Origin of the sequence: Jannaschia seohaensis, from assembly GCF_900116765.1 — a bacterium.
Classification (GTDB): Bacteria; Pseudomonadota; Alphaproteobacteria; order Rhodobacterales; family Rhodobacteraceae; genus Jannaschia; species Jannaschia seohaensis.
In genome coordinates, this window is the sequence record NZ_UETC01000013.1 from 87,839 (window position 1) to 113,713 (window position 25,875).

General features: G+C 60.1%; 25 protein-coding genes and 2 pseudogenes. 20 read left to right on the plus strand and 7 right to left on the minus strand.

Annotated elements, in window-relative coordinates; all coding sequences use genetic code 11:
* Positions 1 to 172: 172 nt before the first annotated feature.
* Positions 173 to 1,096: a LysR family transcriptional regulator gene (locus DTQ71_RS19095; RefSeq protein WP_109565934.1), complete on the minus strand. Its 924-nt coding sequence runs from the start codon at positions 1,094 to 1,096 to the stop codon at positions 173 to 175.
* 92 nt (positions 1,097 to 1,188) lie between these two features.
* Between DTQ71_RS19095 and DTQ71_RS19100 the strand changes: the two genes are divergently transcribed.
* The 6 genes from DTQ71_RS19100 to DTQ71_RS19125 all read left to right on the plus strand — a co-directional run bounded on the left by DTQ71_RS19100 (position 1,189) and on the right by DTQ71_RS19125 (position 6,979).
* A complete protein-coding gene (locus DTQ71_RS19100; RefSeq protein WP_109565902.1) occupies positions 1,189 to 2,064 on the plus strand; it encodes an NAD-dependent epimerase/dehydratase family protein in 876 nt (291 codons plus the stop codon).
* Positions 2,065 to 2,312: 248 nt separating this feature from the next.
* On the plus strand, positions 2,313 to 3,965 hold the full coding sequence (locus tag DTQ71_RS19105) for an electron transfer flavoprotein-ubiquinone oxidoreductase (protein WP_109565903.1): 1,653 nt from the start codon (positions 2,313 to 2,315) through the stop codon (positions 3,963 to 3,965).
* Positions 3,966 to 4,425: 460 nt separating this feature from the next.
* The gene (locus tag DTQ71_RS19110) at positions 4,426 to 4,755 is read left to right on the plus strand and encodes an ArsR/SmtB family transcription factor (protein ID WP_109565904.1); all 330 of its coding nucleotides are present in this window, start codon (positions 4,426 to 4,428) and stop codon (positions 4,753 to 4,755) included.
* Positions 4,752 to 5,777, plus strand: a complete 1,026-nt coding sequence (locus tag DTQ71_RS19115) for a permease (protein ID WP_109565905.1) — start codon at positions 4,752 to 4,754, stop codon at positions 5,775 to 5,777. The genes DTQ71_RS19110 and DTQ71_RS19115 overlap by 4 nt, the downstream gene beginning before the upstream one ends.
* 29 nt (positions 5,778 to 5,806) lie before the next feature.
* Positions 5,807 to 6,265, plus strand: coding sequence for a universal stress protein (locus DTQ71_RS19120; RefSeq protein WP_109565906.1), 459 nt, complete (start codon positions 5,807 to 5,809; stop codon positions 6,263 to 6,265).
* 111 nt (positions 6,266 to 6,376) lie between these two features.
* Positions 6,377 to 6,979, plus strand: coding sequence for an alpha/beta fold hydrolase (locus tag DTQ71_RS19125; protein ID WP_109565907.1), 603 nt, complete (start codon positions 6,377 to 6,379; stop codon positions 6,977 to 6,979).
* Between the two features lie 241 nt (positions 6,980 to 7,220).
* Here DTQ71_RS19125 and DTQ71_RS19130 read toward each other — a convergent pair whose 3' ends face one another.
* Positions 7,221 to 8,015: a phosphodiesterase gene (locus DTQ71_RS19130; RefSeq protein ID WP_109565908.1), complete on the minus strand. Its 795-nt coding sequence runs from the start codon at positions 8,013 to 8,015 to the stop codon at positions 7,221 to 7,223.
* 187 nt (positions 8,016 to 8,202) lie between these two features.
* Positions 8,203 to 8,781: a TetR/AcrR family transcriptional regulator gene (locus DTQ71_RS19135; RefSeq protein ID WP_170125503.1), complete on the minus strand. Its 579-nt coding sequence runs from the start codon at positions 8,779 to 8,781 to the stop codon at positions 8,203 to 8,205.
* A gap of 162 nt (positions 8,782 to 8,943) precedes the next feature.
* Between DTQ71_RS19135 and DTQ71_RS19140 the strand changes: the two genes are divergently transcribed.
* The 5 genes from DTQ71_RS19140 to DTQ71_RS19160 all read left to right on the plus strand — a co-directional run bounded on the left by DTQ71_RS19140 (position 8,944) and on the right by DTQ71_RS19160 (position 14,079).
* The gene (locus tag DTQ71_RS19140; protein WP_109565910.1) at positions 8,944 to 10,149 is read left to right on the plus strand and encodes an MFS transporter; all 1,206 of its coding nucleotides are present in this window, start codon (positions 8,944 to 8,946) and stop codon (positions 10,147 to 10,149) included.
* 89 nt (positions 10,150 to 10,238) lie between these two features.
* Positions 10,239 to 11,213 (plus strand): N-acetyl-gamma-glutamyl-phosphate reductase, encoded by a 975-nt coding sequence (gene argC / locus DTQ71_RS19145; RefSeq protein WP_109565911.1) that lies wholly within the window; start codon positions 10,239 to 10,241, stop codon positions 11,211 to 11,213.
* A 123-nt stretch (positions 11,214 to 11,336) separates the two neighbouring features.
* A complete protein-coding gene (locus tag DTQ71_RS19150; RefSeq protein ID WP_109565912.1) occupies positions 11,337 to 11,828 on the plus strand; it encodes an SRPBCC family protein in 492 nt (163 codons plus the stop codon).
* A gap of 35 nt (positions 11,829 to 11,863) precedes the next feature.
* Positions 11,864 to 12,601 carry a haloacid dehalogenase type II gene (locus DTQ71_RS19155; RefSeq protein ID WP_109565913.1) on the plus strand — a complete coding sequence of 246 codons (738 nt, stop codon included), beginning with the start codon at positions 11,864 to 11,866 and terminating at the stop codon, positions 12,599 to 12,601.
* A 1,163-nt stretch (positions 12,602 to 13,764) separates the two neighbouring features.
* Positions 13,765 to 14,079, plus strand: a complete 315-nt coding sequence (locus tag DTQ71_RS19160; RefSeq protein WP_109565914.1) for an ADP-ribosylglycohydrolase family protein — start codon at positions 13,765 to 13,767, stop codon at positions 14,077 to 14,079.
* Between the two features lie 67 nt (positions 14,080 to 14,146).
* Here DTQ71_RS19160 and DTQ71_RS24690 read toward each other — a convergent pair.
* Positions 14,147 to 14,494, minus strand: a pseudogene (locus tag DTQ71_RS24690) (transposase); the annotation flags it as partial.
* Positions 14,495 to 14,565: 71 nt separating this feature from the next.
* Positions 14,566 to 15,360 (minus strand): annotated as a pseudogene (locus tag DTQ71_RS19175) (IS3 family transposase); the annotation flags it as partial.
* 44 nt (positions 15,361 to 15,404) lie between these two features.
* On the opposite strand from DTQ71_RS19175, the gene DTQ71_RS19180 reads away from it, so the two are divergent.
* On the plus strand, positions 15,405 to 17,066 hold the full coding sequence (locus tag DTQ71_RS19180) for a hypothetical protein (RefSeq protein ID WP_109565915.1): 1,662 nt from the start codon (positions 15,405 to 15,407) through the stop codon (positions 17,064 to 17,066).
* A 207-nt stretch (positions 17,067 to 17,273) separates the two neighbouring features.
* Complete coding sequence (locus DTQ71_RS19185; protein WP_109565916.1) at positions 17,274 to 17,870, plus strand: alpha/beta fold hydrolase; 597 nt, start codon at positions 17,274 to 17,276, stop codon at positions 17,868 to 17,870.
* 361 nt (positions 17,871 to 18,231) lie between these two features.
* Here the strand turns inward: DTQ71_RS19185 and DTQ71_RS19190 are convergent, their stop codons facing one another.
* Positions 18,232 to 18,693, minus strand: a complete 462-nt coding sequence (locus DTQ71_RS19190) for a thiol-disulfide oxidoreductase DCC family protein (protein ID WP_109565917.1) — start codon at positions 18,691 to 18,693, stop codon at positions 18,232 to 18,234.
* A 49-nt stretch (positions 18,694 to 18,742) separates the two neighbouring features.
* Here DTQ71_RS19190 and DTQ71_RS24405 point away from each other — a divergent pair, with 49 nt between their 5' ends.
* Entirely contained in the window at positions 18,743 to 19,276 is a 534-nt protein-coding gene (locus DTQ71_RS24405; protein ID WP_245947656.1) for a hypothetical protein, read from the plus strand.
* Here the strand turns inward: DTQ71_RS24405 and DTQ71_RS19200 are convergent.
* Positions 19,218 to 20,111, minus strand: a complete 894-nt coding sequence (locus DTQ71_RS19200) for a GntR family transcriptional regulator (protein ID WP_109565918.1) — start codon at positions 20,109 to 20,111, stop codon at positions 19,218 to 19,220. The two genes, DTQ71_RS24405 and DTQ71_RS19200, sit on opposite strands and share 59 nt — an antisense overlap.
* A gap of 133 nt (positions 20,112 to 20,244) precedes the next feature.
* On the opposite strand from DTQ71_RS19200, the gene DTQ71_RS19205 reads away from it, so the two are divergent.
* The 6 genes from DTQ71_RS19205 to eda all read left to right on the plus strand — a co-directional run bounded on the left by DTQ71_RS19205 (position 20,245) and on the right by eda (position 25,862).
* Entirely contained in the window at positions 20,245 to 21,207 is a 963-nt protein-coding gene (locus tag DTQ71_RS19205; RefSeq protein WP_245947657.1) for a sialic acid TRAP transporter substrate-binding protein SiaP, read from the plus strand.
* Positions 21,208 to 21,276: 69 nt separating this feature from the next.
* On the plus strand, positions 21,277 to 21,807 hold the full coding sequence (locus tag DTQ71_RS19210) for a TRAP transporter small permease (protein ID WP_109565920.1): 531 nt from the start codon (positions 21,277 to 21,279) through the stop codon (positions 21,805 to 21,807).
* Positions 21,804 to 23,084: a TRAP transporter large permease gene (locus tag DTQ71_RS19215; RefSeq protein ID WP_109565921.1), complete on the plus strand. Its 1,281-nt coding sequence runs from the start codon at positions 21,804 to 21,806 to the stop codon at positions 23,082 to 23,084. Before DTQ71_RS19210 ends, DTQ71_RS19215 begins: the two co-directional genes overlap by 4 nt.
* A gap of 30 nt (positions 23,085 to 23,114) precedes the next feature.
* Positions 23,115 to 24,305: a mannonate dehydratase gene (gene uxuA / locus DTQ71_RS19220; protein ID WP_109565922.1), complete on the plus strand. Its 1,191-nt coding sequence runs from the start codon at positions 23,115 to 23,117 to the stop codon at positions 24,303 to 24,305.
* Positions 24,302 to 25,231: a PfkB family carbohydrate kinase gene (locus DTQ71_RS19225; RefSeq protein WP_109565923.1), complete on the plus strand. Its 930-nt coding sequence runs from the start codon at positions 24,302 to 24,304 to the stop codon at positions 25,229 to 25,231. Before uxuA ends, DTQ71_RS19225 begins: the two co-directional genes overlap by 4 nt.
* Positions 25,218 to 25,862 (plus strand): bifunctional 4-hydroxy-2-oxoglutarate aldolase/2-dehydro-3-deoxy-phosphogluconate aldolase, encoded by a 645-nt coding sequence (eda, locus tag DTQ71_RS19230; protein ID WP_109565924.1) that lies wholly within the window; start codon positions 25,218 to 25,220, stop codon positions 25,860 to 25,862. Before DTQ71_RS19225 ends, eda begins: the two co-directional genes overlap by 14 nt.
* Positions 25,863 to 25,875: the final 13 nt, after the last annotated feature.

Consider the following 25,875-nt stretch of genomic DNA (forward strand, 5'->3'; position numbering starts at 1 on the left):
GATTACTTGCTGGGTTGCCGGTCTCTCGGTCACTGCACCCCTCCGATCGTAGTTTGTTTACCTCCGAGACCGGCTTACGGCCTCAGCCCGGTGTGCGCCGCCCCGTAAACCCGAGTCGTCTCCGGAGTTCAAACCCTTGTTTTCGGCATTACGCTGGGGAAGCGGTGTTGCCCTATGTTTCAGGGCGACCGAGAGCGCCTTGAGCGTTCGAACCCGCGAGTTCCAAAGCAAGCAGATCCCAGATCCTTTTAATGCGCGCGCTGCGTCGCAGGGCATCCGGCGCCGCGAGCCACATTGGAATCGATGGAAGACCCGGCTGGAAGTCCAACTGAGTCACGCTTGGCTCACGATCACCGATACACTGCTGCATCGCTCCGACACCGCACCCGGCACAGACCAGCTGCCAGTAGACGGCCTGGTCATCACAACGCACGCTGAAGAAGCTTCTACCCACCTGCAGACCCAAGTTTCTCATCGCTCGAATGATCGAGTCGGACTTGTCGAATCCGACGAAAGGCATCGTCTTCAAATCTTCAACGGACCCGGGTTGCCCGTAGTCATCCAACAACGCACGTGATGCATACAGGGCAAGAGGCTGGTCGGCGACATGCTTCGTCACGATGTCGAGCTGTGTCGGGCGATACATGCGGATGGCGATATCTGCCTCTCGAAAGACAAGATTTTCAACAGTATCCGTCGGATAAAGCTCAACATCTATGTTTGGCTCTCGGCGTCGTATTTTGGCGATGACTGGCGGCAACAGGTAATTCGACACAACAACGCTTGCCGTAATCCGCACCGTACCGGACGGAAGACCATCTTCGCCGTTGGCGAGCTGCTCGAGGCGCGCGGCTGCAACCGCCATCTCCCGAGCCGGCTCGAGGAGCGTCATCCCGGCTTCGCTCAGACTGAGGCCGGTCAGATCCCGCACGAACAAATCGACGCCGAGCGCCGCCTCCATAGCTTTGATGTGCCGTCCCACGGTCGGCTGGCTCTGTCCCAGCCGCCGTGCCGCGCCGGTTAGCGAGCCTGCCTCCGCGACTGCAAAGAAGGTTTTCAGGTGCGTCCAGTCCAGGCTTCTGAGTGCTTTGTCCATGCAAAAATGAATATCGAAGAAAGAATTCTGGTCAATCCACATTCAAAGTTGTCGCTCTTAGCTTGGCGTTATCTGAAGCAAGGAGATCAGCGATGAAAGGCACAGTTCTCGTTCTCGGCGCGTCCGGAAAAGTCGGGCGCCACAGCAGCAAGGCGTTCCAAGACAAGGGGTGGACCGTGAAAACCTTCAATCGTCGGAAGGATGACATGGTCGAAGCAGCAAAGGGTGTCGACGTGATCGTGAACGGGCTGAACCCGCCGAACTATCACGACTGGAAGACGATCCTCCCCGCTGTCACGCGCGACGTCATCAAGGCCGCCTCGACGAGCGGAGCAACGGTCATTCTTCCCGGCAACGTCTACCATTTCGGAGATCAGCCGGGCACCTGGTCCGAACATACGCCTGCAAAACCCGTCAGCCAGAAAGGGCGGATCCGGCTGGATTTGGAACGCACCTACAAGGAGAGCGGCGTCCAGACCATCGTGTTGCGCGGCGGCAACTTCATCGACCCCGATGGGCAGGATTGCGTGCTGTCCACGATCTATCTGCGCAGCATCCGGAAAGGAAAGATTACCCTACCGGGCCCCAAGTCCACACGCCAAGCTTTCTGCTACTTGCCCGACTGGGCGCGCGCCGCAGCTGAGCTGGCGGAGATGCGAGGCCGCCTCGGCCGGTTCGAAGACATCCCGTTTCCAGGACACACCCTATCTGCCGAGCAGATAAAAGAGATTCTTGAGCAGGCTCTCAATCGCAAGCTGGGCTTCACGAAATTTCCGTGGCCAGTTCTCACCCTGCTGTCACCGGTCTGGGAGCTTGCACGCGAAGCCAAGGAAATGCGCTATCTCTGGAACACAGATCACGCTCTGAGTGATGAGACGTTCACGTCCCTGTTGCCAAAATTCTCCGGGACTGCCGTCGAAACCGCACTGGTTTCGGCGCTCCCTCCCGGGGTGGCACCGACGCAGTAGCGCACTCCGATATTCGGTGGACAGCGCGAGAGGATGCGCGGGTCTCGTTCAATTTTCTCCAATACGGCGATGCGACTGAGCGGCAATCATCCCGAAGAAACTTAGAACGTGTTTAGGGTCGAACTGTCCATCAACCGAAATCTGCTTGGTCCTATCCAAGGCATTTGACGTCGAGATTACGGGACAAAGATCTAGCGACCGCTGAAATTAGGTGCTGCCGGGATAATCGGTCGGTGAAAGGAAGGCACATGCCAAACATCGACAGGGAAATGGCTGAATTTGATGTTGTGATTGTTGGTGCCGGGCCCGCCGGGCTCTCTGCCGCGATCCGCCTTAAGCAGCTTGATGCGGAGCTTGAGGTCGTCGTTCTTGAGAAAGGCAGCGAGGTCGGCGCGCACATTCTGTCCGGTGCCGTGCTGGATCCTTCGGGGCTAAATGCGTTGATCCCTGACTGGAAGAAAAAAGGGGCGCCGCTGAATGTGCCCGTGAAAGAGGACAACCTCTACATTCTGGGCGAGGCCGGTCGGTTGCGTGTCCCGAACGTCATCATGCCACCGCTGATGAGCAACCACGGCAACTACATCGTGTCGATGGGCAACGTCTGCCGCTGGATGGCCGAACAGGCCGAGGAACTGGGCGTTGAGATATTCCCCGGAATGGCTTGTTCGGAGCTGGTCTATCGCGACGATGGCAGCCTCAAGGGCGTGGTCGCCGGTGAGTTCGGTAAGGATCCCGACGGATCTCATGGGCCCTCATATGAACTGGGGATGGAACTGCATGGCAAATACGTCTTCCTGTCCGAAGGCGTGCGTGGGTCATTGTCCAAACAGGTGATCTCCAGGTACGACCTCGATGCCAGGTCAGACGTGCCGAAATTCGGCATCGGCTTGAAGGAAATCTGGGAAGTCGACCCCGAAAAGCACAACGAAGGCGAAGTGACCCATTCGATGGGCTGGCCGCTGGGGTTCGGGGTCGGCGGTGGGTCCTTCGTTTATCATCTTGATAACAAGCAAGTTTACGTGGGCTACATTATCGACCTGAACTACAAGAACCCCTATCTGTCGCCCTATATGGAATTCCAGCGGTTCAAGCATCACCCGATGATTGCCGACCTGCTGAAAGGCGGACGTCGCGTGGCCTATGGCGCGCGTGCGGTGACCAAGGGCGGGTTCCAATCGATCCCCGAAGTGGCTTTTCCTGGCGGTGCGCTTTTAGGCTGTTCGGCCGGTCTGGTGAACCTGCCGCGGATCAAGGGCAACCACAACGCTATGTACTCTGGCATCGCCGCCGCAGAGGCCGCGCATGCCGCGATTGCCGAAGGCCGGTCAGGTGACACGCTCAGCGACTACACAAGGGAACTGCGCGACGGGCCGGTGGGCGACGACCTGAAAATCGTCCGCAATGTCGCCCCCTTCAACGCGAAATACGGCCCGCTGGGTGGATTGTTGCTGGGCGGCTTTGACATGTGGTTCCAGACGATCTTCAAGACGACGATCTTCGGCACGCTGTCGCATGGCAAAACCGACGCCGAAGCAACCGAGCCGGCCAGCAAGCACAAGCCCATCGACTACCCCAAACCCGATGGCAAGCTCAGCTTTGACCGGCTGACGAACGTCAGCTATTCAATGACCAACCACGCAGAAAATCAGCCCGCGCATCTGGTGTTGACCGATCCTTCCGTTCCGATCGACGTGAACCTACCGGAATACGCGGAACCGGCGCAGCGCTACTGCCCTGCCGGGGTTTACGAGGTGGTCGAGGAAGACGGCGACGATCCACGCTTCGTGATCAACTTTCAGAACTGCGTGCACTGCAAGACCTGCGACATCAAGGACCCAAGCCAGAACATCACCTGGGTGGCGCCACAGGGAGGTGACGGGCCGAATTATCCGAACATGTGAGATCCCGCGACATGCTGCGTTTGCCCGTCTCGGGGCGCGCAAATCCATGCCTGCGGCGCCAAGGTCGCGCGCGGCCCTGAGCGGCGGCACCGCTTTATCGATGGCGCTGACCGGTCCTGTGGGGGCTGGCCGGCGATGCGCGCGGGCTTTCCTGATGCTGGAGCGTTTTCTCGAAGAGAAGATCGGGAAATAGGCCCTCGTTGAACCTGTCCATCTCTACCAACTCATTGTTCGATAAAGCTTGACCGCCTTGAACAGCGTGCTTTTGATGTCCAGTCGGAGCGTATCGATGCCAGGATTGCGCGCCGCCCCTTCGGCACCGGCGCCGTCTTGCCCTCGCCCATCCCGGAACACACGCCGCCCCAAAGATCGCCGGCACAGTCCTGCATGGACGACAAGCTTGACGCCGCCTGCATCCTAGATCATTCTATATTTCTAGTTTAATCGATCGGAGTGAATCATGCTTTCCATCGAAGAGGCCTGCCAAGGCTTTGCTGCGGTCGGCTCGGAACCTCGAATGGGCGTCTTGCTGGCCATCGTGCAAGCGGGCGAAGATGGGCTGCTGTTTCGGGAGGTCGGCGAGCGCACGGGCATCCCGGCTTCTACCCTGTCTCATCACCTGAGATTCCTGACGGCCGCGCGGCTCATTGTGCAGGAGCGGCGCGGGCGTGAGACGATCAACCGGCCGAATTTCGAACAGCTGGAACAGCTTTCGGGCTTTATCCTGAAGACCTGCTGCGCTGCGGTGCCCGGACGCACCGGAAAGGAAAAAAGCGAGGCGGCGAAATGACCGCGATCATTGCCAGCCTCAGCATCCAGAGGCTTCCGCGCATCAACTCGGTCTGGACCGCGTTTGCAGCCATCCTTGTCGTCCTTGCCATTTTGGACACTGCGCAGGCCTGGCCGTCTTTCACGTTTACGCTCGGAGCGATCTGGTCGACTTTGCCGTTCATACTGTTCGCGGTCTTTCTGATCGCGGCGCTCAATGCAACCGGCGCCGCCTCGGTCATCTCTTCAGTGTTTGAAGGACGCGAGCTCCGCATGATCGCCCTCGCCGCTCTCTTCGGCGGGTTGGCGCCGTTCTGCTCGTGCGAAGTCATACCGTTCATTGCCGCCTTGCTGGCTGTCGGAACGCCTCTTTCGGCGGTGATGGCCTTCTGGCTGGCCTCGCCGTTGATCGACCCGCCGAGTCTCATCATCACGGCCGGAGCCCTCGGCTGGCACTTTGCCATCGGCAAAGCCGTTGCTGCCGTCTGCATCGGTCTTCTCGGGGGTCTCGTCACCAAGTGGATCGTGGGCACCGGCGCTCTGGCCAACCCCATGAAAGAAGGCGCTGGCGGCAGCTGTGGGAGTTGCGGTAGTGATCCGTTCTCCGGTCGCGCCGTCTGGACGTTCTGGACCGAGAGCCACCGTATGGAGGCCTTCAAGCAGTCGGCGTTTCACAACCTGTTCTTCCTGCTCAGGTGGCTGGCCTTGGCCTACCTGCTCGAAAGCCTCCTTATCGCCTATGTCCCGGCAGAAGCGATTGTTACGGTCGTCGGCGGCGAAGGCCTTCACCCGATCGTCCTGTCTGCCCTGGTGGGTGCGCCCGCTTACCTGAACGCCTACGCCGCGCCGCCTTTGGTGGCCGGACTGGTCGACCAAGGCATGACCGTTGGTGCCGCAATGGCTTTCATGGTGGCCGGCTCCGTCAGCTCAATCCCGGCAATGACTGCGGTCTTTGCACTCGTACGCGGGCAGGTTTTTGCCCTGTACGTCGCCCTTGGTTTCTTCGGCGCAGTTGTCAGCGGCTTCGTCTACGGTCTGATTTAGTAAGAATATTGCTTAGGAACGAATGTCTCATGGGGAACGCGGATTTCTCTCACATTCTGTGCGGCGTTGATGGCTCTGATGCAGCCTGCCGTGCAGCAAGGGTCGCAGCACGTCTCGCCAAAGCGTTTGACGCACAGCTAACTTTTGTCACCGTCGCAAAGAACGCGGTGAACAGCCCGGAGCTGGACGCCTACAGGCGCACGGAGCAGCTCGATCTAGCCACACCCGTTCCCGTGGTGAAACAGGAGGCTGACGCATGTTTGGAGATCGCCGTTGAACTCGCCCGAGAGGTCGGCATCGAGAATGCCAACCGCGTCGTTCGCACCGGCGCCGTGGCCGATGCCATCCTGTCGCTAGGAAGCGAACTCAGTGCAGATGCTCTCGTGCTCGGGCACCATCAACGATCCAGACTCGGCCGCGCTATTGTTTCTTCGGTCTCTTCTAAAGTCGCTGACCACGGACCGATGAAAGTACTTCTTGTGCCTTAAGTGAATACGATCGCCAGTCACCCTCCAAAAACGCACGCAATTGAGCTGAAGGCCGTACCTTCAACACAGAAAATGCTTGTGCAGCGGCTGGTCTGAACATGGGGTAGAGTTATGAAAACGCCTACTGTCTTTTTACCGGGTGCTGGTGGAAGCGCTGAATTTTGGCGACCACTTGCCACCGAACTAGTGCATGAAGAAAACCAATTGTTCTCGTGGCCCGGTCTTGGGAATGAAGGTCATAGCGACAAAGTCCGGTCCCTGGGTGATCTCGTGGATTTGGTCGCTGAACAAATCAAGGCACCAGTTAATGTTGTGGCCCAGTCAATGGGCGGGGTGGTCGCGGTACTGCTCGCGCGCCGCAAACCTGAGTTGGTCAAGAGAATGGTTCTTGTCGCGACATCCGCTGGGATCGAAATGACAAATTTTGGTGCATCAGATTGGCGCCCAGAATATCGCGCAGCCTTTCCAAACGCCGCCCATTGGATTGAGTGTGTTTCGATGGACTTGACCGAAGACTTGCGGCGCTTGAATGTCCCGATTTTGTTGATTTGGGGAGACCGTGACCCGATCAGCCCAGTTTCAGTTGGGGAACATCTGGAGCGCCTCCTGCCCGCCGCCGTCTTGCACGTCGAGCCAGGGGGTGACCACGATGTTGGTGTTACGCACGCGCATGCAATCGCAGCTCGTGTTCGGTCTTTTCTCGACGGGCAGTAGAAGGGCTGGGTGACCTGATACCACGTCGTTTTTTACGCTAAGTGGACCTGTTCCCCTTTGATGCCGCTCCGGTTTCTTGTTTAGCTCGCCTGAGCTTCAAAGGGTAAGAAGGCAGAAAGACCGCGGAGACGATGGTTGCGGCCACCGCAAGCTTGGGCGAGTGGGCTGATATCCAAACTGCGGCCGAGCAGCCAGTTCACGAGCGCCTGCGGAAAGTAACGATGACGATCTCCTCCGCATTCTAGAAGAAATCAAGGTAGGGACCGAAGTCGCCGATGGGCTTGAGATGACTGATCACGGTGCCGTCGTCGTGCAGGTGATGCAGCAGGAGTCCCGGCGGCTCCATCAGCGACATCGACTTGTCCGCGGCGCCCAAACGGAGCGCGATTTGCGAGGCCGTGCTTGGACAGGCCATCGCGAGGGTGCCGCCGTAGGTGAAAGACATATGGCGGTGCACATGCCCGAAGAGCAGCCGCAGGACCTGCGGATGACGCTCAAGGACGGCGGCAATCTCGGGGCCCGAGCGGTTGATGTAGGCATCCAGCTCAACGATCCCGCTGACGACCGGGTGGTGGTGGGTGATTACGAATGTCGGTGAATTTGGGTGAGAGGAGAGCGTCCGGTCCAACCAGGCCAGACCGTCTTCGTCGATGGCTCCATGGTGGGCACCCGGAACGGTGCTGTCCAAATGCACAATATGCACGCCTTGGCAGACCTGCGCGTAGTGCAGCGGGCCCTCGCCGGGCAAGTATCCCAGGTGATCGAAGGCTCTGCGAAACGGCTCCCTGACGTCGTGATTGCCGGGCAACACAAAACAGGGCGCCTCGATCTCATTGAGGATGTCCCGCGCGAGAGCGTATTCGCTGTCGGTGCCGTGTTCGGTCACGTCCCCCGTGCACAGCACGAGCGCGGGAGCGGGGCTGAGCCCGCGCAGGGCGCGGATCGCGGCCTTGGCCATGTCGTTGGACGCAACGCAGTCCTGATAAAGCGTTCCGGGTGCGGTCACGTGCAAGTCCGAGATATGGGCAATAATCATGAAGATCCTTTTTATTCGAGGCGCATTCCTGCCGTCTTTGGCCGGCGCGCAGATATTGGTCCGATTGCAAAATGTATCAGGGGGTTGTTCAAGCCTTGCAGCGCGCTGTGGCAGGTCGATTTTCCGGCTTTTCGAATTCTGCCCGCAAAGACGATTTTTTGAGATCCATATCCGCGGCGCGGCCCTCTCACGTCTTCGTGGCGGGCGTTTTGCCAAGCGAATCCAAGACATCCGCAATTTCAACGAGCGGACGACGGCTACGGTCGGTTCTGGCGAGCAATTCAGCCCCCTCCAGAAGGGACAGGATCTGGCGAGCCGCCAGATCTGCCGCCGCTCGATCCGAATTATGCTGTTTAAGATGCTTGGCGATTTCGTCTTGCCAGAGATGAAAGGCCCGTTGACCCGCTTGCCGCAAGGGCTCGGAGCGTGAAGACATTTGCAGAGTCGTCGCCGCGACAGGACACCCGATTTTCCAATCCGAAGCTTCTAAATGGTCCGCCCAGAGGTAAGCGATCCTGGACGGTCCACCCTCATCCAAAGCTTCACCAATCCGGCGTCGCCTGCCCTCCGCTGCTGCATCTATCGCCGCGACAGCCAGCTCTTCCTTGCCCTCGGGAAAATGGAAATAAAGCGAGCCAGTCGTCGTCTTGGCAGTTTTTGCGATCAGCGCGAGGCCGACGCCGTCATACCCGCGCTCGGCCAGCAAATGTGCTGTCGCCTTCAACAGGCGCTCTTTGCTCGATAACGCGTCACTTGACTGATTCACAGTTTCTGTTCCTTGTCGAATCCCGTGCAGCGTTCGGATGTGGGATCCTTGCCCACAGACAGTTCCCAAAACGCTCCAGTTTCATCTTCTCACAAGTCTTGACAGCCCTCCAGCCCCCCACATACAACACGCACTATAACGATCATTATAGCGAATTTCAAAATGCTTTCTGCCTCCAAGGCTTCGTCGTGGATCGTCGTTTTCTTCGGTTTTTTTGGTCTTGCAGTGGCCTTTTCCACGCGTGCCACCTTGGGGCTGGTCATGCCTGTCTGGCAGGCTGAACTGGGATGGTCTGCTTCATTTATCTCTGGCGTGGCAGCGGGGGCCCTGATTGTCATGGCCGTTACTGCACCAGTCGCGGGTCTGCTCGTCGATCGGATGGGATCGCGGGCGTTGCTGTTCATTGGCCTCACGCTGGTCGCATGCGGTGCCGCCATCGTTGCAACGACGAGTCATCAGATCGTATTCGCAATCGGCTTTGGCTTCGTCGGAGCTGTCGGATTCGGTATCGTTGCCTTGCACACAGTCTCGACAGCCGTTGCCATGGTGTTCGACAAAAACCGTGGACTTGCCACCGGGCTCGCGACATCCGGCTCCACCGCCGGTCAGCTTCTGGTCGTTCCCCTTGTCGCAGTGCTTCTGACCTCTGTAAGCTGGCGCTGGAGCTTTGGTGGCCTTGCATTGATAGCGGCGATTGGTGCGATTGCCGTGCTGGTTCTCCTCCCGAGAGCGGAACCTTCGAAAAAGGAAAAATTTGCATCCTCCTGGCAGGACGTGAAGATGTTGGCGCGCAGCCCCGTCTACCATCTGCTATTCTGGTCGTTCCTGATTTGCGGGTTCACGACAGGCGGGGTGATCGAAACGCATTTTCTGGCATTCTCATCGTTCTGCGGATTCCCGCCACTGCCAAGCGCAACAGCCTACGGCGTTCTTTCCGCCGTGAACCTGGTCGGCATGATCGTTGCGGGCTATCTTTCTGACCGCGTGAACAATGTGCTGTTGTTGGCATCAATCTACGCATTGCGAGCCGTCACATTTGTCATCCTGATAATTTTGCCGGGCATCAGCATCGAATGGTTGTTCATCTTCGCAGTCGCCTTTGGCGTCGTCGATTATTCGACGGTGCCCGTGACGGCCAGCCTCGTCGCATCTCGCCTCGGTTTGAAAGTGATGGGTTTGGCGATGGGCCTGTTGTCGGGAGGACATGCCTTTGGTGCCGCAGCAGGAGCGTTCGCCGGCGGATACCTATTCGATGGAGCCGGGGATTACGGACCAGTTTGGCTCCTCGCCTCGGCACTGTCACTGCTGGCGGGTCTGTTAGCCATTTGCGTACCACAACGCGTCTCAGTCATGGTCAGAGTGGCATGACGAAGAGATTATGACCGCTCACAGGGTAGCGGCGGCGCGTCCGGAGCCAAACGAGAGGTCCCAAGTGGATCGTTTAGAAGGAACTTGAAATGAATATTCGCGTTGGTATTGTCGGCATCAGCGGTTTTGGCGGCGGAGAGGCGTTGCGTCTGCTCGCGAACCATCCCTCGTTTGAGTTGGTATACGCGGCAGGCGACAGCAGTGCGGGCAAGAGCTTGGCGGACCTCTACCCCGGCATTGCAAGCAGGCTGGCGAATCTGGTCGTCGAAAAGTGGGATCCCGACAACCTTCCAGAGCTCGACTTGCTGTTCGCGTCGATGCCGACGGGCGCATCGGCCAAGGCGCTGGCGGGCGTGCGGGACGATGTGAAGATTCTGGATATCGGCGGCGACCACCGCTATGCAGGCGGTTGGGTCTATGGTCTTGCGGATGTTTGGCCATCGGAGATCGTCGGCCAGTCACGGGTCGCGAACCCCGGATGCTTTCCAGCCGCGACGCAAATTGCGCTAGCCCCGTTGCTGAAAGACGGCCTGATTGACCCGGAAAACATCATCATTGATGCAAAGACCGGTATTTCCGGTGCCGGTCGAGGTGGAGGCACTGGACTTTCGTACGCCACTCACAATGAAAACCTGGTGCCCTATGGCTTGTTGAACCATGTCCATATGCCTGAAATGACGCACACTATTGAAAGACTGAGTGGCGGCAGTGCCCGCGGACTGGTCTTCACGCCCCACCTAGTTCCAATGACGCGCGGCATTCTGGTCACGATATATTGCCGGGGCAGTGCGACAACGCGACAATGCCTCGACGCTGCGCGAGCGTGCTATGCCGAAAGCCATTTCGTCCGTGTCACAGATTTACCCCCTCACACGAAATGGGTGAGCGGGTCAAACCTAGCGATCGTGAACTATGCCGCGGATCCTTCCCGAAACCTGGTAATGGCGATGGGCGTGGTCGACAACCTTGGGAAAGGTGCTGCCGGTCAAGCGATACAAAATGCAAATCTCATGTGTGGGTTGCCTGAGGCGGAGGGGCTCGACGGCATGTCGCTTTGGCCGTGAGCGTTGGTAGGGTCCGAGTCATGCGCTCGCAGAAGGCGCAGGTCTTTCATGGGCTTGCCGAACTGCGATTTATGTTCTCGGCGAACCATAAAGGGCCGAGACTCGATCTGTGGGTGAAGTATTATGAAGTTTCGAAATCAGATTGATATTAAAGTACCTCCTGAAGTGGCTTTTGTCTTCGTCGCCGACCAAAGAAATAATCCAAAGTGGAACTACTATGTCACGCGGGTAACTCAAGAGCGTGGAGATGCTCCTGGCCTCGGCGCACGATATCGAATCCATCGGAAAACGGATAAGCAGACATTCGCAATTACATTCTTCAAATCTGGAGATTCTTTTACAGTCGAGACTGTCGAGGGCAGGCCAATCTTCCATAGAAATATTGAATTCCAAACGGTGCCAATCGGCACGCGCCTTATCGATACCTGGGAATTGAGAACCGGCTTTCCTTACTTTCTCGAAATCTTTGCAGTTGGAAGGGTTCGCCGCGCTGTTGGCGAGAATCTCAAAATGCTGAAAGAGTTGCTCGAGGTCGGGTCCGTACGACTTCAGGACGGTCGCCTCAGTTCAATACTCGCGTCGGATGGCATGTCAGGCCATCAAAACAGTATCTGAAGATCCGCCGCCACGAACCACTCCCGGGATGGAAAATGAAAAATGTAGATGCCCTACTTTTTGATGTGTTCGGAACAATCGTTGACTGGCGCTGCGGTGTTGCAGAGTTTGTGTCGCGCAAGATCGGACTAGTCGATCCTTATGAGTTTGCCGACGCATGGCGACGCGAGTATCAACCTGCCATGGCGATGGTGCGCTCCGGTGCACGTGAATACGTCCCACTCGATGTGCTGCATCGGGAAAACCTCAACAAGGTCCTTGCGACATTCTGGGTCGAAATGGCTGAGGATGAGCGCGACGACCTGAACCGCGCATGGGAACAAATGCCACCTTGGGCGGCCTCATGTGCTGACCTGTCGAGGCTGAAACGGCAATTCATCATAGCGCCTTGCTCTAACGGTTCGATCACGATGATGACGCGGCTTGCACGGTATGCGCAATTACCGTGGGATTGTGTGCTCGGCGCTGGTATCGCCAAGGCGTTTAAACCGGAACCGCGCGCATATCTCGAGTCCGTTGGTGCGCTTGGGCTGCCCGCTCACCGCGTCATGATGGTCCCCGCCCACAACAGTGACCTCGCCGCGGCGCAAGCACAGGGTCTGGCAACAGCCTTTGTGCCCAGAAGGACTGAATATGGCTTCACGCAAGCAACGGATCTAGAGCCGACTGGTGACTGGGACATATGCGCCGAAAGCCTCGGCGAACTGGCGGATCAACTCGAGGCGATGGGCCCCAAACACCCGCTGGGTCAGACGCAACGCGATCTACACTGAAGATCGTGTCGCGGCCGCCTCGTATCCGTATTTGCCGCCGGTCGCGACTGTAGCGGATAATGGTTCAAACTGCCTCTAGAATAAATGATAACAGCGACTTAGCGGCCAGAGAACGTTGGGTTCCGGTCCCATCCCCTCCGCCACTCCCGCACTTTAAGATATTGATTTTGCGCACTAATGCGACTTCCCCTCGTCATCGTCCCGCCACGAATCCCCCCATTGGCGATAAGGCCTTATTTCGGCCTTATATGGAGGCAGGTTGGGCGCGACGCGCGAAGTTTTTGTGCGTACGTCACGAATGAAGTTCCGTGCTGGTGCCGCCGGCGTGGGCGAAGCCGGAGAATACCGTTGTACTTTCAATGCCCCGCTTAGTCAGTTTGACCGGCTTGAACCGCGAATACGACTGATGGAACACAAGAGGAGTCCAGGTGCCGACCAAGACCCAGACGTGCAACGCGACCTAGGCTCCGGACCCATTAACCGCCTAGCGGAGTCAAACTGTTCGTGATTCACGGCGGTCATCCTGGAGGGGGTGGCCATGTCCGAGAACCTGTTCTGGTTGCGCTAAGCGCCGTCCGCGACGGCATCGGGCGGCTCGATCATACCAAGTTCCAGTTTCACGTCAGAGACCTCCCTCGCTTGTCACCTGCGCTTCGTGGCTATGTTGCCATCGGTGAGAGGCTCGCAGGAGATCTGTCCGAAGCAACACTTCTACGCATTCACATCGACAGCAAGAAGCTCTCAGCGCTTTACTGTCCCGATTTTCAGACGTCTCCTTTGCCTCGCATCACACCGCAGGTGACCGGGTGAAACTCCTCTACTTGCGCTCCAGTTACATGGCGCCGGATCATCCCGGCCTCGCAGAACAGAAGAGCTTCGATGAACGTATTGAAGCCGTTGAGACACTGGATTTGTCTGACGAGGGCCCTGATCTAAGGACCTTTTCAATGGAACTGTTGCGCGCAGGAATCCAGGTCCCAAGGACCTAGTGATCCTCTTTCTGCAGAGGTTCAGGCAAAGAGAAATAACACGTAACCGCATCTCAGAATGTATCCGAGTACGCGGGATCAGACTTGATTTTGCACCGCTTATAGGGATTGGTGGCCCTCCATAGGACACTTTACCCCAACACGAACTAGAAACTTTTCTGCTTTTGAAGCAATATGTTCACATCCGATAAGATACGCGCTTGCTTCCTTGGCGGCGCTATTGGCGACGCTCTCGGAGCGGAAGTCGAGTTTTGGTCGTTAGACCGGATCCGACGCGAGTTCCCGGATGGCCTAACCGAACTTATCGAGCACGACGGGATACGAGGAGCGATCACCGACGATACGCAGATGTCGCTCTTCACGGCGGAAGGTTTGATCCGAGCAGTGGTTCGCAAAGCTTGCAAAGGGATCTGCCATCCGCCGGGCGTTATCCACCACGCACTTCTTCGATGTGACCTGCCACGGGATTTTTCCTCCACCATCGATTAGAGTCCGGCCCAACTTTGCTCCGCGCCCCTTCTCTGGACCGCCTAGGCCTGGAGTTTCCGGCCTCTGATCACGACGGCGGGCTGGCTGATCCGTCGGGATTGTGGATGTCCGCCGGGACGTTGTACCCGATGGCGCTGTGGGTCCGGACCTCGTTGTAGTCCCTACGCCAAGCATCCAGCTTTTCGCGGGTATCGGCAAGCGCGCTTCGCTGGAAATGGACGCGGCAGCACTGCCAAGTGGAGGAGAGCACCCGCGCCGTCGCGGCCTTGATGCCTTCATACGGATCCAAGATCACCAGCTTCACGCCGCCGAGACCGCGGCGAACGAGGTCACGGAGGAACTCAGTCCAGAACGGCTCGGCCTAGGATGCGCCGATCGCCATGCCCAGAACCTCGCGCCTTCCATCGGTGTTGACCTGCTCCCCTGAAATGGCCCTGATCTGAGGTTTGAACCGCCCCGAGTTTCCCGGAGGCTGTTTGGTTTGGTTTATACGGCTCGCTGCTGCATGTCGATCTGCGCGTAGTAGCCCGCCTCTGCCTCGGCTGGCGGGATGTGGTCGATTGGCTCGAACAGGCGGCGGTTGTTGAACCAGTCGACCCATTCGAGGGTCGCGAACTCGACGGCCTCGAGCGAGCGCCACGGCCCCCGCGGTCGGATGACCTCGGTCTTGAAGAGGCCTATCACGGTTTCGGCCAGCGCATTGTCGTATGAATCACCGACCGATCCGACCGATGGCTCGATCCCTTCCTCGGCCAGGCGCTCGGTGTAGCGGATCGCCAGGTATTGGGAGCCTCGGTCCGAATGCGCGATGAGCCCCGCCTCCCTGACAGGCTGACGGTCGTGAATGGCCTGCTCCAGGGCGTCGAGAACGAAGCCTGCGGTCGCGCAGCTGCTGACGCGCCAGCCGACGATCCGTCTGGCATAAGTGTCGATGACGAACGCGACGTAGACGAAGCTCCGCCAAGTTGCGACATAGGTGAAGTCGCTCACCCACAGCCGGTTCGGCGCCGGGGCCTGGAACTGGCGGTTCACCTTGTCGCGCGGGCATGGCTGTGCCGGGTCGGGCGTGCAACGCGCGACCTCGAAACCTTCCCGCCTCAGCTGACGCCAGATCTTCCGCGCCCCGTAGACGCCGAAGTTCTCCGTATGAACACGGGCGATCTCGATCCGCAGCGCGGCGTCCTGCTTGGCGCGAGCGGGGAGTCGAGAAGGATCGTCCCGCAGCGCCCGCTGCGCGTGATACGTCGACGGGGCGATCGGCAGCTGGCGGCAGATCGGCTCACTCACTTTCCAAGATTGCCAGGCCATGGCATTCTTCTTCTATCATGCGGCTGACACTTTATTTATTTGGGCCATTTTCGGCCGAGTTGGACGACAAGGAATTGAAAATTGCGTCTCGGCGGTCACGAGCAATTCTCGCAATGCTGGCGCTGGCCCCGAAGGCAGCCGTGGGCCGGGATAGGCTGGCAGCAACGCTATGGCCTGACCGAGCCGAAGAACAGGCTCGCGCCTCACTACGGCAGGAACTCTCCGTCCTGCGGCGTGCTCTAGGTTCAGCCTCTGACATCATCTGCGCCGATGCCACCTCAGTCCGGCTTGATAGCCATGCCTTTTCGCAGCAGTTTGGAAACCCGTCCGACGGTGAATTCCTCGAAGACCTCGACCTCCGGTCTGAGCCCTTCGACGACTGGAAGCGCGAAGAAGCAGCTAGGCTGGCCGAAAGTGCATCCATGCCGGAAACGGGTGGAACAGGGGATGCTCCGGCCCATAGTATTTTCGATAATCCTTCGGTTCTCTTGATTGGCTTTGTCCCGGCAAGTTCCGCTGAAGAGGATGTCGCCTTTGCCACGGGTCTTGTCATCGACTTGCGAACTTCGCTGTCGCTATGGCGGTGGTATCCGGTCATTGGTCCGGAGACACTTGGCTGGAAAACCGAGCGCGACGGCGACCTCAGGCGGATGGCAGAGTCGGTGGGCGCGTCCTACGTGATCTCGGGAGCGATCCTGAGTGCAGGCGAACGGATACGTGTCTCCGCAGCCCTTACAGATGCCACGTCGGGACACCTTGTCTGGACTGAAACCTTCGATGGCGACCTGTCCGACATTTTCGAGATGCAGGAAGTCATCGGTCGCGCGGTTGCGGCGCGCGTAACGCCCGAGATCGGCCGCGCGGAAACCTCCCGCATCCTTCGCCGCCGCCCGTCAGACATGACCGCCTGGCAGTTGGTGGCGCAAACTGACGAATTGGAGCGAACAGGCGGCGAAGGTTACGGATCGCCAGAGTCCAACCGTGCTCAGGTACCCTTGCTGGAGGCCGCGCTGGAGCTTGAGCCTGACTATGCGCGTGCTTGGGTACGCCTCGGGCGTTACTACTTCAGAAGCGGATTGCAGGGCTGGACCGGAGATCGCGCCGGATATTTCAAGAAAGCGCTCGAGTATTGCCAGCGCGCCGTCGATCTCGACCCAGGTGAGTGGGAAGGCCAAGCCTATCATGCACTCACGATGATTTACGGGATGCGCGCTTTCGGCCCTGGAAGGCTTCATGCGGAGGAGGCGGTGCGGCTAAATCCTTCGGCGCCGACCGCACGACACGCCCTCGGGTGTGCTCTGGAGTGGCTTGGAAAACCAGAGAAGGCTCTTCCCCACCTCAAGGTGATCTCTAAACTCAATCCGAATTACCACAATCGCGCGGCCGTTCTCGGCGACGTGACGACTTGTGAACTGTTTCTCGGCAACATGCGGGAAGCCATCGCGGCGGCGCGCGAACTCCGGGACATCGCCCCCGAATATTGCCGTGGTCTGCAACGCGTAGCAGTGACGCTCGGCCATGCCGGTATGACCGCAGAGGCCTACGAGGCACTGCAGCGCGTACTGGAACTGCAACCGGACTTCGACGAAGCCTATGTCCGGGAAACCTATCCCTACGTGAAATCTGAACACATTGATCTGATCCTGGAGGGATTGCGTCGTTCCGGGTGGAACGGCTGAACTCAGCCCCCCCCTCCTCACAGCGGTTCAGGCGATGTTGGCGTACTTCTGTTGGGTTAGGCTGCTGTTTCCACGATGGGCTCTGGGTGCCGGGGGACCACTGCCACCAACCGCTGAGCGCCTTTTCGTCAGCGTCGGATCGGGCGAGCGGCTTGTCGGCGTTCATCTGCCTCGTGAGGGGCAACGGCAGGAGCGGGAAATCTTGTCCTGGGGTTCGGCGGCAACGCCTGGAGTGCAAACGACCTGGCGATCCATTTGCATGAGATCTTCGCTGATCCCGACATCGTTGTGTTTCACTACCGCGGCTACGCGCCCAGCACCGGGACTTGCAGCGCGCGGGCGATCCTGGAGGACGCGCTGGCAATCCATGATGAAGTCGTCGCCCAACTGGCGCCGGACCAGATCCTGGTTGTCGGGCTCAGCGTCGGCGCCGGCCCGGCGGCTCACCTTGCCCGCTCGCGTCCGATCGCCGGTCTGATCCTCGTCACGCCGTTCGATACGCTGGAAGCTCTTGCCCGCGAACACTACCCTCGGCTCCCGGTCGGGCTCCTGCTCAGGCACCACATGGACCTGGCAGGCGACCTGGCTGCGGTGCCGGCGCCCGTTGCGGTGATCTCGGCCGCCGAGGACACGGTCGTCCCGCCACTCCGGACGGACGCGGTCCGCAGGTCAGCGCCGACCCTCGTCGCCGATCGTGTCATCGCCAACGCCGGCCACAACTACATCTACAACCGCATCGAGTACAGACGCGCGATGCAGGACGCGATGTCGCTGGTCGAGGCGGGGGCCCAGACCGATTACTGAGCCAGCGGATGACGCAGCGTCCCGGATCCAAGATTGGCATCAAGAAGCCTGCGCGCACCTTCAGGCAAATCTCATCGAAACGGATGCCCCACAGCCGCATCGCGGGCCGACCCACCGCGGAATTCCGCCAAAGGTCTCTGTCCGCGACACCTCGCATCACCGCATCGACGACCGGCTCCAGCGCCGCGCCGTTGAAGACCGGCGGCGCGTGATGGCGCCAGTCATCGGTCACGAGGACCCGCGACGCCGGCCCGGTCTGGGTGGCGTTCATCTCCGGGAACAAGCCTCGGTCTGGCGCGTCACCGGCCGCCTGCGACCGAGGATCAGCGGCCCGGTTGTCAGCGCCGCCAGCGTCCTTCGATCACTGCAGTAGCCGCGCGCGCAGGGCGGGGTCCGGCAAGGCGCACATGTCGCTGCGCCCCAGGCGATAGCGGTTTCGGGCGATGCGCCGGTAGACCCACTCGCGCGCTGGTCGCGGCAGGACGCGCATCCCACTGGCCAGCCGGCCCACGCCCCCCAGCCGTTGACCGATCCGAATGATGGCGTCCATGCCGGACCAGGCTTGCCCTTCATCTAGCAACAGCCAGGTTTCGGGATCACCGGGGTCCAGGCCGTAATGGCGCGCAAGCGCCGTGCCCGTCGCGGACTGCAGCGGACAGATGCGAAACGCTGCCGTCCTGTCAAGCCGCGCGATCATCCGCGCCCCCCAGGAACAGAGGGTGCATTCCCCATCCATGACGGCAATCGGACCGCCATCTTCGAAGTCCGGGACGCTCGGGTCGTCCCGGTACGAATAGCGATGCTGCGGGCGAAGCTCGGCCATGCGTGCCTCCATGAAAAGCCAGTAACACCATTGCCTGATCAAGCCGTGAATGGAAACACACCCGAGCCACCTGCAAGTCCAAGGTACGTATGGTGCTCGCAGAGATGCCATTCGACCGACCACGATTAAGGACGCCGCGATCGGTCTCGAAGCATCGCTGTCTGGATGTGAAATTGATCGCAGATCGGTATCATGGACACCGATCTGGGTAACCCTGGACGCCTTCGACGCCGCAAACAACCGCTTCGAAGCGCCAGCGGACGGCACCCCCCTCTTCGGCGCGACACTGCTCCAAAAGATCAACTCCAGCGCCACGCCAAGGATTCGCGGGCGGCTCGTGTTGAACGGCACGACTGAAATCCGCGGCTCCTTTGGCGAAATATCCGCCACCCACGTCTCGCTCGCCACCGCTATATGGCTGCACACCATCGTACCATTGAACTCCGGCGATACCGTCGAGTTGCAGGGGGATGGGCTTGCAGGGGCTTTGTCAAAGCATTGGGCGCACCTCGAAGCGCGCTTGCTCACCGAATATCACCGCTTGGGTTTTCTAACGACGCAACCAGCGTATTTTGCGCGGTAGAAAGGTGCGCAATGAGAGCTGAAGTTGCCCTGTCAGAATCTCTCTCGATCAGGGCGTCAATGATTTGAAGATGTTCGACCATGGCCTGTTCGTTACGCGCTTTTTCCTCGCTGCTTCCCCAGCGATAGTGAAAGTGAAAGATAAAAAATACAGCCTCTTGAAGGACTTGCATTATCCGGTTTTCAGACGCGGAATTGAGCAGGCTGTGAAAGCGGTTGTCCAACTCCACGAAAGGCAGCGTCTCGCCGCCGACTGTTTGGAGCAGTTCAACATGCCGGGTTCGGATGCTTTGAAGCGTCGGCCAGAAGGGATCACTGTGCGGCAAGCCAACGAGCGGGGCGACGGAGTTCACTTCCAACATGCGTCGGAGGTTGAGCATCTGACCAATGAAGTCGCGGGTGATAGGTTCGACGCGCCATTCGCGGCCGCGATGTTTCCGGAAGAAGCCGAACTTGCTGAGCCCGATCAGGAACTCGCGGACGTTTGACATCGGGATCTGCAATTGCGTTGCGATCTGGGCTTCATCGACATAGTGCCCTGGCCGAAGTTGCTCGCGGATTATCCAGTTCATGAAGGCAGATCTCAGGATTTCCGTCGTCTCGAGAACTTGGCTCCGCGGGTAGTAGTCGGATTGGTGCACGGGGCGCTGCAATGGTCCCTGATCGCTGTCGAGAAGGCCTCGTTTGCGCAGCTGCTGAATCAGGGAACGTGCCGTCGTGCGGCTGACGGCGAGCTTCCGGGCAAAGCCGGAAATGCTCTCAACACGGCCGCCTGCAGCCAAAAAATCCAGTGCTTCGTTATACTTGAGCCTAAACGTGCGTTGAGACCGCGCCATGGTGCCTGTGGTGGTAATGGTGTTTTTTAATCATTAAAGACATTTGTTCTGACTTCAAGTCTCCCGCACCTTCTTCGGCATCGGGCCGGCATGGCCTACGCAACTATCGGGAGGAACCATGATAGCTTTTTCGATGAAATCCGTCGTGATCGGCGTCGCCGTGGGCATGGCTGGTGCTGGCTCTGCTCTGGCGCAGGACACACTCAAGTGGGGCCACACCTATGAGGTTGGGTCGGTCTATCATCAGGCAGCGCAGCGCACTGCCGAGGCCTTCGAGAAAGCGACCGACGGACGCTACCAGATCGAGGTCTTTCCGGCTTCTCAGCTGGGCAACGAGGCCTCGCTGAACGAGGCTCTGTCGCTGGGCACCGTGGACATCATCTACTCCGGCCCGACCTTCATGTCGCAAAGCTATGGCCCGATTGTCGTTTCGGCTTATCCCTTCGCGCTGCGTGACTACGAGCATTGGAAGGCCTACGGCGAGTCGGACCTCTTCAAGGAGTTGTCCGAAGGATACACTGCCGCCACGGGCAACGTCCCGGTCGCGCTGACCTACTACGGCGCACGCCATGTGACGTCGAACAAGCCGATCCTCGCCCCCGAGGACATGGAGGGGCTGAAGATCCGCACCCCCGGAGCGCCCGCCTTCCAGTGGTTCCCGCAGGCCGCCGGCGCCAACCCGACGCCGATCTCGTTCTCGGAAGTGTACCTGGCGCTTCAGCAGAAGGTCGTCGATGCGCAGGAGAACCCGCTGCCGACGATCCAGTTCAAGAAGTTCTACGAGGTGCAGACCAACATCAACCTGACCGGTCACATCACGAACTCGCTGATCACGCTGGTCTCGCCGGGAACCATCGCGCGTCTGGGCGACGATTACGCCACCCTCGAGGCGCTGATGAAGGAAAACGCGCTCTGGGCGTCGAATGAGATTGTGACCGCCGAAAACGAGCTGGCCGACTGGTTCCGCGCGCAGGGCGTGGCCGTGAACGAGGTCGACCGCGCACCGTTCATCCAGCTGATGGCAGACTACCTCGACACACAGGAGTTCCCATTCTCGAAGGACATCTACGACCGCCTGCAGGAGATTGGTCAATAAGACAACACCGGCGCACCCGGCGGCCCCGTGTCGCCGGATGCACCACTTTCTTCAGGGGGGAGAGGCGCCATGGGCGTGGATGACAAGATCGACGAATTGCTGGAGGCCCAGGAACGCGAAGAGGCGCGGCATCTGGACGAAATGGACCTCGGCTTGCGCGACGCACCATCGCTGCTGCTTTTCGCAATCCTGTTCATCACGGTATTTCTGCAGTTCTTCACCCGCTACGTGCTGAACGACTCGCTGTCGTTCACCGAGGAACTGGCCCGCTATCTGCTGATCATACTGACCTTTGTCGCGGGCATCCGCTGCCAATTGCGCGACAGCCACATTCGGCTGGAATTTCTGGATGATTGGGCTGCAAAGTACCTCGGTGCGCTCAAACTGTTCGCCCTGACACTCGGCCTGATCTTCTTTTCGGTCTCGGCCTGGTCGCTTTGGACGCTGATCAACCGCACTTGGTATCAGCAGATGATCTCACTGCCGTTCCCGAAATATTATCTTTACTTCGTCGTGCTGGCCGCCATCGCGATCACAATCGCAGTGCATGTCTGGCAGCTCTACCGCTTGGTCGCTGACCGCAAGGAGCCCAAAGCATGACCATCCTTCTGCTCTTTGCCATCCTCTTTGGTCTGATGTTCTTGAGGGTGCCGATCGCCATCGCGCTCGGATTGTCCTCACTGACGTATATATTGATCTCGGACCAGCCCGTGGTGCTGCTGTTGCACCGGACGATCGGCGGTATGGACAGCTTTCCGCTGCTGGCCATCCCGTTCTTCATCTTCGCCGGCGGGCTGATGAATACCGGCGGCATCACAAAGCGCATCTTTGCCTTTGCGCGCGCGCTGGTGGGCTGGATGCATGGTGGTCTGGGCCACGTGAATGTCGGCGCCTCGATCATATTCGCCGGCATGTCCGGCGCTGCCGTCGCCGATGCGGGCGGGCTGGGCCAGATCGAGATCGAGGCGATGCGTGAAGCAGGCTATGACGACGACTTCTCCGTCGGTGTAACCGCTGCGTCGTCGACCATCGGGCCGATCATCCCGCCCTCGCTGCCGCTGGTAATCTTCGGCGTCATGGCCTCGGCCTCCATCGGAGAGTTGTTTGTCGCGGGTATCATCCCCGGCCTGATGATGGCCTTGGCGCTGTCGGGCATGGTCTGGTGGATGTCGCGCCGCCGCGGATATCCGCGCGACACGGCTTTGGACATGTGCAACGTGTGGACCAGTTTCCGCGCTGCCTTCCTGCCGCTGATGGCACCGGTCATCATCGTCGGCGGCATCGCCTCGGGGGCCTTCACACCCACCGAAGCTGCCGTGTGCGCCTCGGCCTATGCGCTGATCCTGGGGCTTTTCGTCTACCGCACACTGAACCTGCGGCGGATCCTTGCGGTGTCCATCGAGACCATCGAGACGACCGCCGCGCTGATGCTCATCGTCGGCACTGCCAGCGTCTTCGGCTGGATCCTGACCGCGAACCAGGCCGCCGCACTCTTTGCCGAAACGATGCTCGCCCTGACCGACAACAAGAACGTCATTCTACTGATCATTCTGGTCGTGGTGCTGATCGTGGGGCTGTTCATGGAAACCATCGCAGCGATCTCGATTCTTGTGCCGGTGCTGATGCCAGTGGCCGCGCAGGTGGGGATCGACCCGGTGCATCTGGGCATCATCGTGATCCTGAACCTGATGCTTGGCCTTCTGACGCCGCCCATTGGTATGGTGCTCTATGTTCTCTCCCGCGTCTCGGGGGTGCCCTTCAAGCAATGCGTCACGGCGACAATGCCCTTCTTGGTGCCGCTCCTCGGAGTGCTCCTGCTGCTGACCTTCGTGCCGCAAATCACTCTTTTCCTGCCTGAACTTCTCTACCGGAACTGACGCCGGGCGACCTTTCAAGGAGACCCTTCAATGATCGAAACCATGCGCTGGTTTGGCCCCAATGATCCTGTGCCCTTGACCTATATCCGCCAGGCCGGAGCGTCGGGCATCGTCACGGCGATGCACGACATCCCGCTGGATCGGGCTTGGACGGCCCCAGAAGTGCGCGCCCGTCGGGAGATGATCGAGGAGGCCGGATTGGACTGGACCGTGGTCGAGTCCATTCCCGTGGCCGAAGAGATCAAGGCCACCGGCACCAAGGCCGGGGCCGCGGTCGAGACGTGGCTCAACTCCTTGCGGGCGGTGGCCGAGGCCGGGATCGAAACGGTCTGCTACAACTTCTCCATCGGCGTGGATTGGGTGCGTACCGACACCGAGTTCACGCTCCCGAATGGCGCGCAGGCGCTGCGCTTCGATGCCACGGCCTTCGCCGCCTTCGACCTCTTCATCCTGCAACGTCCCGGGGCCGAGGCCGACTATTTGCCCGAACGGATCGAGGCGGCGGAGCGCGCCCATGTGGCCATGACCGAGGCCGAGCGGCAGCGCCTGACCGAGGCCATCGTCGCGGGTTTGCCCGGCTCGATGATCGGCGCGGTCGGTCTGGATGCGTTCCGTGAAAAGCTGGCTTCTTACGAAGGGCTGACCAATGACGGGATCCGCCAGAACCTCATCGATTTTCAAAGCGTCATCGTGCCCGAGGCCGAGCGGCTGGGTGTCGATCTGTGCATCCATCCCAACGATCCGCCGAAGAACCTGTTTGGATTACCGCTGGCTGTATCCACGCCCGAGGATTTCAAGACAATCTTCGAAGCGAATCCCTCGCCCGCCAACGGCCTTACATGGTGCCTTGGCTCGCTGTCGGTTGGCGCTGCTGAGGATGCCATCAAAATCGGCCGCACCCATTCCGACCGCATCCGTTTTGCCCATCTGCGGGTGGTGCAGAAAGACGAAAGCGACGCCGATTGCTTTGAAGAGGCTGAACATCTGGCCGGAGAAGTCAGCCTGATCGAAGCGGTCGAAGTCCTGCTGACCGAGGAAGATCGCCGCGCATCCCGCGGCGCGCCTAAGCCGATCCCGATGCGTCCCGATCACGGCCACCGCATCGCCGACGATCTGACGCGCACGGTCAATCCCGGCTACAGCTTCTACGGTCGGCTTAAGGGGCTGGCGGAGCTGCGTGGCGCGGCGGCGGCGCTGCTCTACACGCGCGCCACCGTATGAGCGGCCCAGGTCCAAAGGCCCTTTTCGTCGGCGCCCTGACCCGTGACACTCTCTACCGGGTCGATGATTTCTCGCGCGGGCCGGGCAAGTACATCACGGAAGGCACCGTCAGCACCGCATCAGGCATGGCGGCCAACGCGGCCACGGCTGCGGCGCGGCTGGGGGGCTGTCCGGCTCTCTGGGCCAGCGTCGGAGGCGATGCGCTCGGTCCGGCGCTGATCGCCGAGATCGCCGCTGAAGGTGTCGATTGCAGCCCCGTGCGCCGGGTGCCCGGAGGGCGCTCGGCCTCGGCCACAATCATCGTGGACGGCTCGGGCGAGCGCTGGGTGCTGGTGGACTACGACCCGGTCACGCAACGCGCGCCCGAAGCGTCAGAACTCCCCGACATGTCCGCATATGCCGCGGCGATGGTGGATGTCCGCTGGCCCGAGGCGGCGCGGATCGCCCTGACCAACGCCCGCGCGGCTGGCCTGCCCGCCGTGCTCGACGCCGACGTGGCCCCGAAAGAGATATTGGAAGATCTGTCGCGCCACGCGAGCCATGTTGTGGCCTCGGCCCCCGGCGCCGCGATCCTGACCGACGGAGCCGCTCCCGAAGCCGCCGCCGCGCGCATCGCGGAAACCTTCGGCTGTTTCGCCTGCGTCACCGACGGGGCCGCCGGATCGTTTTTCGTCGAAGGCCCGGGGCTTCCAACTTCCCATATCCCCAACCCCGTGGTCGAGGTGATCGACACCAACGGCGCAGGCGATGTCTTTCACGGCGCATTCACCCAGGCCCTCGCCGAAGGCCAGGGAGCGACAGACTGCATCCGTTTTGCCAGCGCCGCTGCAGCGCTGAAATGCACGGTCCTGGGCGGCCGGCTGGGGGCGCCGAACCGGAAGAACACACTCAAATTGATGGACGAAACCTATCATGCAAGCCGCTGACCTGATCGAAGTTCTCCAAACCGTGCGGGTGGTTCCCGTGATCGACCCGAAATCGCAGGCCGACTGCCTGTTGGCGGTCGACGCGCTGGTCGCGGGCGGGGCGACGGCGATCGAGATCACGCTGCGCTCGGACATTGCCTACGACACGTTCAGGGCCGTCCGTGCCGCCCATCCCGGCATCGTGCTGGGCGCGGGCAGCGTGATGGACTCGCAGACCTACGAAAAGGCCGTGTCCCTTGGCGCGGATTTCACGATCAGCCCCGGCCGCTGCCTGACGCTGGAGGCGTATGTGGCGGGCAAGCCGGTCGCGCATGTTCCCGGCGTCGTCACGCCGACCGAGATCATCGCCGCCCGGCAAGCGGGCCAGACGCTGCTGAAGTTCTACCCCTCCGAAGCGGCAGGCGGAGCGTCTGCGCTCAAGGATCTGGGCCGCATCTTCCCGGATGTCCTGATGATGCCGTCCGGCGGCATCAAAGAGCCAATGATGCCCGACTACGCAGCCCTTCCCGGCGTGCTCTCGGTTGGTGGGTCATGGATGTACGCCGAAGGTGGAAAACACCGCCCAGCGCCCGATGTGAGCAAGGTCATGGCGCGGTCTATCACCGCGATGAGGGGAGCTGCCCAGACTTGAACGCGAATAGCTG

Bases quoted from the DNA above. Each gene is read 5' to 3' on its own strand.
- DTQ71_RS19095 (WP_109565934.1), bottom strand. From the start codon at position 1,096: ATGGACAAAGCACTCAGAAGCCTGGACTGGACGCACCTGAAAACCTTC.
- DTQ71_RS19100 (WP_109565902.1), top strand. From the start codon at position 1,189: ATGAAAGGCACAGTTCTCGTTCTCGGCGCGTCCGGAAAAGTCGGGCGC.
- DTQ71_RS19105 (WP_109565903.1), top strand. From the start codon at position 2,313: ATGCCAAACATCGACAGGGAAATGGCTGAATTTGATGTTGTGATTGTT.
- DTQ71_RS19110 (WP_109565904.1), top strand. From the start codon at position 4,426: ATGCTTTCCATCGAAGAGGCCTGCCAAGGCTTTGCTGCGGTCGGCTCG.
- DTQ71_RS19115 (WP_109565905.1), top strand. From the start codon at position 4,752: ATGACCGCGATCATTGCCAGCCTCAGCATCCAGAGGCTTCCGCGCATC.
- DTQ71_RS19120 (WP_109565906.1), top strand. From the start codon at position 5,807: ATGGGGAACGCGGATTTCTCTCACATTCTGTGCGGCGTTGATGGCTCT.
- DTQ71_RS19125 (WP_109565907.1), top strand. From the start codon at position 6,377: ATGAAAACGCCTACTGTCTTTTTACCGGGTGCTGGTGGAAGCGCTGAA.
- DTQ71_RS19130 (WP_109565908.1), bottom strand. From the start codon at position 8,015: ATGATTATTGCCCATATCTCGGACTTGCACGTGACCGCACCCGGAACG.
- DTQ71_RS19140 (WP_109565910.1), top strand. From the start codon at position 8,944: ATGCTTTCTGCCTCCAAGGCTTCGTCGTGGATCGTCGTTTTCTTCGGT.
- argC (WP_109565911.1), top strand. From the start codon at position 10,239: ATGAATATTCGCGTTGGTATTGTCGGCATCAGCGGTTTTGGCGGCGGA.
- DTQ71_RS19150 (WP_109565912.1), top strand. From the start codon at position 11,337: ATGAAGTTTCGAAATCAGATTGATATTAAAGTACCTCCTGAAGTGGCT.
- DTQ71_RS19155 (WP_109565913.1), top strand. From the start codon at position 11,864: ATGAAAAATGTAGATGCCCTACTTTTTGATGTGTTCGGAACAATCGTT.
- DTQ71_RS19160 (WP_109565914.1), top strand. From the start codon at position 13,765: ATGTTCACATCCGATAAGATACGCGCTTGCTTCCTTGGCGGCGCTATT.
- DTQ71_RS19180 (WP_109565915.1), top strand. From the start codon at position 15,405: ATGCGGCTGACACTTTATTTATTTGGGCCATTTTCGGCCGAGTTGGAC.
- DTQ71_RS19190 (WP_109565917.1), bottom strand. From the start codon at position 18,693: ATGGCCGAGCTTCGCCCGCAGCATCGCTATTCGTACCGGGACGACCCG.
- DTQ71_RS24405 (WP_245947656.1), top strand. From the start codon at position 18,743: ATGGAAACACACCCGAGCCACCTGCAAGTCCAAGGTACGTATGGTGCT.
- DTQ71_RS19200 (WP_109565918.1), bottom strand. From the start codon at position 20,111: ATGGCGCGGTCTCAACGCACGTTTAGGCTCAAGTATAACGAAGCACTG.
- DTQ71_RS19205 (WP_245947657.1), top strand. From the start codon at position 20,245: ATGAAATCCGTCGTGATCGGCGTCGCCGTGGGCATGGCTGGTGCTGGC.
- DTQ71_RS19210 (WP_109565920.1), top strand. From the start codon at position 21,277: ATGGGCGTGGATGACAAGATCGACGAATTGCTGGAGGCCCAGGAACGC.
- DTQ71_RS19215 (WP_109565921.1), top strand. From the start codon at position 21,804: ATGACCATCCTTCTGCTCTTTGCCATCCTCTTTGGTCTGATGTTCTTG.
- uxuA (WP_109565922.1), top strand. From the start codon at position 23,115: ATGATCGAAACCATGCGCTGGTTTGGCCCCAATGATCCTGTGCCCTTG.
- DTQ71_RS19225 (WP_109565923.1), top strand. From the start codon at position 24,302: ATGAGCGGCCCAGGTCCAAAGGCCCTTTTCGTCGGCGCCCTGACCCGT.
- eda (WP_109565924.1), top strand. From the start codon at position 25,218: ATGCAAGCCGCTGACCTGATCGAAGTTCTCCAAACCGTGCGGGTGGTT.